This window comes from Sandarakinorhabdus rubra (assembly GCF_010994245.1).
In the GTDB taxonomy this organism is placed as follows: Bacteria; Pseudomonadota; Alphaproteobacteria; order Sphingomonadales; family Sphingomonadaceae; genus Sandarakinorhabdus; species Sandarakinorhabdus rubra.
Map to the genome: position 1 here is coordinate 1 of NZ_WMHO01000272.1, position 2,976 is coordinate 2,976.

The 2,976-nt window shown below is 70.2% G+C and carries 3 protein-coding genes; all 3 read left to right on the forward strand.

All coding sequences use genetic code 11. The annotated features are described in order from the left end of the window. Positions 1 to 249, forward strand: a 249-nt coding sequence (locus tag GJV64_RS13170) for a hypothetical protein (protein ID WP_205599632.1), incomplete at its 5' end; no start/stop codon positions are given. Further along, positions 249 to 2,000: a peptidoglycan D,D-transpeptidase FtsI family protein gene (locus GJV64_RS13175; protein ID WP_164157789.1), complete on the forward strand. Its 1,752-nt coding sequence runs from the start codon at positions 249 to 251 to the stop codon at positions 1,998 to 2,000. The genes GJV64_RS13170 and GJV64_RS13175, both read left to right, overlap by 1 nt. Then, a partial coding sequence (locus tag GJV64_RS13180) for a Mur ligase family protein (protein ID WP_408015002.1) occupies positions 2,001 to 2,976 on the forward strand: 976 nt, incomplete at its 3' end.

Consider the following 2,976-nt stretch of genomic DNA (forward strand, 5'->3'; position numbering starts at 1 on the left):
CAGCTGGTGGCCTATGCCGCCCGACCCGAGGCGAAGGCGCCGGCGCTGCGCTATGCGCTGGCCCGCGATGGCGTTGACGCCGCGCCCGAAGCGCCGCCCCAGGCACTGGCCGCGCCGTCTGGTCCGCGGCTGGTGGCCGCCAGCTACGTCGCCCAGCCCGCAGCTGGAGCCCCGACGCCGCTGCTGCCCGAGCCGGCCACCGACGCGCCGGAAGACCGGGTCAGCGAACCGCAGGATCGGGAGGGCTGATGGCCAGCATCCCCGGCCTGGGGCCCGTTACCGCAGCACCACCGTCCCTCGCCGGCGAACGGGTGACCGCCCGCGCCCAGGCCCGCCAGCGGCTGGCCTTCCTGATCATGCTGTTCCCGCTGCTGGCGCTGCTGATCCTTGCCCGGCTGATCGAGCTGACCGTGATCGAAGGCGCGCCGGCCAGCGAGGCAGAGCCCATCACCGCAGCGCCGCCGCGCGGCGACATCGTGGACAGGAATGGCGTCGAACTGGCCCGCACCTTCGAGGCCTATGCCATCACCGTGATGCCGCGCCGCCTGACCTCTGACCCCGAGGTGCTGGCCAGCAAGCTCGCCGAGATCCTGCCCGAGCGCAGCCGCGAGGATATCCTGGCCGATCTCACCAGCCGGAAGAGCTTTCGCTATCTGGCCCGCCGCGTGCTGCCCGGCCAGGCCCAGCGCATCAACGAACTGGGCGAGCCGGCCATCGAACTGGCCCGCGAGGCCGAGCGGCTTTATCCCAACATGACGCTGGCCGCGCAGGCGCTGGGCTATACCGGCGATGGCGGGGGCGGCGCCGTCAGGGGGCTGATCGGCGTCGAAAAGGCCTTCGATGCCACCCTGTCCGATCCGGTGCAGCGGGCGGCGCCGCTGGCGCTGTCGCTCGACGTGCGGGTGCAGCAGGCGATGCAGAACGAACTGGCCGCGCTGGTCGCCGATCAGAACGCCAAGGGCGCCGCCGGCGTAGTGCTGGACGTGAACACGGGCGAAGTGCTGGCCATGGTCTCGCTGCCCGATTTCAACCCCAACGCGCCCGGCCAGCGCGCCGACGGCACACGCTATACCACCGAGAATGATGATGGCAGCCGCTTCAACCGGGTGACGCTGGGCGGCTATGAGCTTGGCTCCACCTTCAAGGCCTTCACCATCGCCACCGCGCTGGAAACCGGCGTGCTTACCAACCTGCAGAAGCAATATGATGCCACGCGCCCGCTGGAACTGGCGGGTTTTCGCATCCGCGACGACCACGCCAAGAACCGCTGGCTGACGGTGCCGGAAATCTTCATCTATTCCAGCAACATCGGCACGGCGCGCATGGCCCTTGAGCTGGGCCGCGAGCGCCAGCGCGCCTATCTGGAAAAGCTCGGCTTCCTGAAGCCGCTGGAGTTCGAGCTGCAGGAGAAGACCCGGCCGCAATATCCACCGCTGTCCAACTGGGGCCAGCTGGCGACGATGACCATCAGCTATGGCCACGGCCTCACCGTGTCGCCGCTGCACCTGGCCAATGGCTATGCCACGCTGGTCAACGGCGGGCTTTACAGGCCGCCCACCATCCTGAAGCGCGACAGCGCCCATGTGCCGCCGGGCACGCGGGTGTTTTCGGAGCGCACCAGCCTCGAGGTGCGGCGCCTGCTGCGCCTCGTGGTGACCAAGGGCACCGGGCGCAAGGCCGACGTGCCGGGCTATCGGGTGGGCGGCAAGACCGGCACCGCCGAGAAGATCGAGAACGGCCGCTATGTGCGCGGGCAGAACGTGGTGAACTTCGCCGCCGTGTTTCCGGTCGATGCGCCGCGCTATGTGGTGGTGGCGATGATCGATGATCCGCGCGGCTCCAAGGCCACTTATGGCTTTCGCACCGCCGGCATGGTGGTGGCCCCGGCCATCAACCGCATCATCCGCCGCATCGCCCCGCCGCTCGGCGTGCTGCCCGACGAGACGCGCGATCTTGATCTTGCTGGCCTGCTGCCCAGCAAGGCCGCCGCGGAGGAATGAGTGGCACCCGGCACGCTCACCCTCGGTGATCTGGTGGACGGCGGCGGCAGCGCCGCCGTCACCCATTGCGCCATCGATCATCGCAAGGTAGCGCCCGGCACCCTGTTCGGCGCCTTTCAGGGTGCGCGCGTGAACGGCGAGGATTTCATCCCGGCAGCGATCGCGGCCGGCGCCGTGGCCGTGGTGGCGCGGCCCGAAGCCCGCGTGGAGGGCGCGCTGCACATCGCGGACGCCAATCCGCGCCGCGCCTTTGCGCGGGCGGCGGCGCGGGTGTTTGCCCCCTTCCCCGCCGTGACCGTGGCGGTGACCGGCACCAACGGCAAGACCAGCACCGTCGAGCTCACCCGCCAGCTGTGGCAGGTGGCCGGCCACCGCGCCGCCAGCATCGGCACGCTGGGTGTCACCACCGGGCAGGATCGGGTGGGCGCCAGCGAAGGCACCGGCGGACTGACCACGCCCGACATCGTCACCTTCCTCGCCACCATGGCGGGGCTGGCGCGCGAAGGCATCAGCCATGCTGCCTTCGAAGCCTCCAGCCATGGGCTCGACCAGTATCGTACCGAGGGCCTGCCGGTCAGCGCCGCGGCCTTCACCAACCTGTCGCGCGACCATCTTGATTACCATGGCAGCATGGAGGCCTATTTTACCGCCAAGACCCGGCTGTTCGGCGAGGTGGTGGACGCCAACGGCACGGCGGTGATCTGGGCCGATGATGGCGACTGGTCAGCCCGGATGATCGCCATCGCGCAGGCGCGGGGCCTGAAGCTGATGACCGTGGGCGAAGCCGGCGAGACGCTGCGCCTCGTCAGCCGCACCCCCACAGCGCTGGGCCAGGCGCTGGTGGTGGAGGCCGGCGGCGCCCGGCACAGCGTGACGCTGCCGCTGATCGGCGCCTATCAATGCGCCAACGCGCTGATGGCGGCCGCGCTGGTGATCGCCACTGGCGGCGATGTGGCGCGCACGCTGGCCGATCTGG

Coding starts and splice junctions, on each gene's coding strand:
- GJV64_RS13175 (WP_164157789.1), top strand. CDS start 249: ATGGCCAGCATCCCCGGCCTGGGGCCCGTTACCGCAGCACCACCGTCC.